Below are 2,719 nucleotides of genomic sequence, written 5' to 3' on the forward strand. Positions count from 1 at the left end.
GACCTCGGGTCGAGAGGCTGGTTTCCGCGTGGAATCAAGGGGTTTGCGCGGATGCAGAGTCCGACGGCGAGGCCGACGACCCGTTGATTGGCGCGTCGGCGGAACCAAAGAAACGACCTCGAACACGCCTGACCGACGAGGAAGTGGACGCTATGCGAACAGCCCGCGCACAGGGCATCAGCGTGAACGCCGTGGCTCGTCAGTTCGGGGTGCACCGGGGCACGGTGTGGGCGAAGACGCGGTGATGAACCCGACGGCGACGCGGGAGTTGAACTGACCTCGACCCCCTCGCGCCTCGAATCTCGGCGGGGCGTTCTGCCGCATAAAATCAACGATCTACGGCGTCTAGATTGTGGATAACTTCACCGTAGTACCCCGACATACACGTTGCTTAGCACTTTCGTTAGCACTTTTCAGCACTGCCGGGGCTCCGTGATTCACCATTCCGAGGCGGCCGTGGGCGGCCCGTAGCGTCGGTAGCGGGCGGGAGTGACGCCGACGTGTCGTTGGAAAATTTCCGCGGCGTGGCCTCGGCTGTTCCAGCCGACGCGACCTATCGCCACGGTCACGGGCACTTCGGTCTCGCGCAGCAGCCGGGCCAGCTCTGCGACGCGAAGCATCGTGAGGTATCTGTGCGGGGTGCTGCCGTAGGCGTCCTCGAAGACGCGCACCAATTGCTTATCCGATAGGTGCACGTGTTCACAGAGCAGGGCCAGGTTCCACCGCTTCGCTATGTTTCCGCGCAGCAGCGCTTCGACCGCGAGGGCTTCTCTGCGGGCGGGCCGAAACTCTCGCCATCGTGCGGGGCTCTCGACTGATCGCCGTCGCTGATGGACGGGAACGGGCAACGCATCCGGAGCCGCGCGTACGTGCGGAGCGAGCGTGCCCAACAGCATCGAGAGGCGTGCTTGCAGCCAGAAGTACGAGGCCGGGTACTCGCGTCTTTCGTAGAGGGTCGTCATCTCATCGAGCACGAGGATCAGGCGAGTGGCGTCCTCACCGTTCACATGGAGCACATGAGCGGCATCCGGAAACAAGGCCCCGGCGTACTGTCTCACGACGTAGCGATCCGCGAACACGTCGGGATGCTGCCAGTAGAGCTGATCGAGCATGTAGTCCACGTCGACCAAGAGCGTCGTCAGGGTGGCGGTGCCCTCGGGCTCGTAGGTGAAGACCGTACGCGGGGCAATCAGCACGGCGTGACCAAAAGCGATCGGGTGTTGACGCTCCCCGACGGTGAGAACCACCGAGCCATCGCGGACGACGAGGAACGCCACGCAGTCGAAGACGAGCAGGCCGACCTGCTTCCGAGACTGCCTCGTATCCACCGCGAACGGCTGGAAGAGCGCCGCCCCTTTCAGCACTGCCAGTGAAGCCTTGTGTTAGCCGCAGCGTTCCGCTGCCCGCTTCTCGGTGCGGATGAAGACTGGTCATACGACCACGGGTTCACCTCGAAATGAGAGTGCCAGAGGCTCCAACGGTAGTCGCCTGCGCCTTGCTCCATAACTCAGCTCCGTGCGGGGTCGCTCAGGGCGGTGTCGATGGCCTGGAGAGTGCGCACAGTGGTCAGGACATCTTCGGCAGGCAGGTCGAGCGAGCCGAGCAGATCGCGGTACATGCCCCGCACGATCCCCACCGACCGTGCCGCTTCCTCGGTCAGATGCAGGCGTGCCGCGCGGCGGTCCGCCGGGTCGGGGCGGCGCTCGATCTGCCCTTTGGCGATGAGTCCGCGCAGCGCCGTGCTCGCGTTGCTCGATGTCAGCGACAGGCCCGAGGCCAGCCCCGAGGGGGCCACGCCGGGGTTGGCGTCGATGTGCAGCAGCACCAGGCACTCCAACGGTGACAACGGCGCGACCGCGGGGTCCTGCAACGGGTAGGCGCGCAGCTTCCGCTCCACATGCAGCACCGCGTCCGCGAGCCGCACCAACGGGTCCGCACCGGTTGGTGCCGGCCCGCTCACCGGCTTCTCGTCTTGTCGCATATGCTTATGCTAACATAGCGTTGTTTTCATAACTATAGTTTTAGAAGGAGCCGGGCGGGGATGACCGACACGGGAACAGGGCGACAGGCAGCGGGCACGCCCGTCCAGGCGACGGGCAAGGCGATCGGTGCGGGGCTGTTGTCGACGCTGGCGCTGCTGATGGGGCTCGCCTCGTTCGGGATCGACCTGTACCTGCCGGCGTTCCCGGTGATGACGACGGAGCTGTCGACCACGGCGACCGGGGTGCAGCTATCGCTGACGGCGTTCCTGATCGGCGCTGGGGCCGGGCAGCTGGTGTTCGGGCCGTGGTCGGATCGCGCCGGCCGGGTGGTGCCGCTGGTGTTCGGGGCGGTGCTGTTCGTCGCCGCGAGCGTGACCGCCACGCTCGCAGGCAGTATCGAGCTGCTCGTGGCCGCCCGGCTGGTCCAGGGCCTGGGCGGGGCGGCGGGGATGGTGATCGGCCGGGCGATCATCCTTGACCGTGCTCGCGGCACGGAGGCGGCACGGGCGTTGAGCATCATGATGCTCATCGGCGGGATCGCCCCGATCATCGCCCCGGTCGCCGGCGGTGCCCTGGTCGGCCCGGTCGGATGGCGGGGCCTGCTCGGGATCGTCACCGGCCTGGGCGTGATCGCCCTGGCATGCGTGCTCGTGTTCGTGCGGGAATCGCTGCCCCGCGAGATCCGCAGAGCCCGTGCGGGCACGGCGCGGCGCGGTGGCTGGCGGGGCCTGATCTCG

The 2,719-nt window shown here is 66.8% G+C and carries 4 protein-coding genes; 2 read left to right on the forward strand and 2 right to left on the reverse strand.

All coding sequences use genetic code 11. The features are described from left to right. A partial coding sequence (locus ACIP67_RS43055) for a hypothetical protein (protein ID WP_401700146.1) occupies positions 1–245 on the forward strand: 245 nt, incomplete at its 5' end. Between the two features lie 192 nt (positions 246–437). Here the strand turns inward: ACIP67_RS43055 and ACIP67_RS43060 are convergent. Together ACIP67_RS43060 and ACIP67_RS43065 are read right to left on the reverse strand one after the other, a co-directional pair. Beyond that, on the reverse strand, positions 438–1,364 hold the full coding sequence (locus tag ACIP67_RS43060; protein WP_298714754.1) for an AraC family transcriptional regulator: 927 nt from the start codon (positions 1,362–1,364) through the stop codon (positions 438–440). Positions 1,365–1,507: 143 nt separating this feature from the next. Beyond that, complete coding sequence (locus tag ACIP67_RS43065) at positions 1,508–1,981, reverse strand: MarR family winged helix-turn-helix transcriptional regulator (RefSeq protein WP_184241636.1); 474 nt, start codon at positions 1,979–1,981, stop codon at positions 1,508–1,510. A 60-nt stretch (positions 1,982–2,041) separates the two neighbouring features. Between ACIP67_RS43065 and ACIP67_RS43070 the strand changes: the two genes are divergently transcribed. After that, on the forward strand, positions 2,042–2,719 hold a 678-nt coding region (locus ACIP67_RS43070; protein ID WP_401700149.1), incomplete at its 3' end, for an MFS transporter.

Source organism: Streptomyces sp. NPDC088812, assembly GCF_044750285.1.
Classification (GTDB): Bacteria; Actinomycetota; Actinomycetes; order Streptomycetales; family Streptomycetaceae; genus Streptomyces.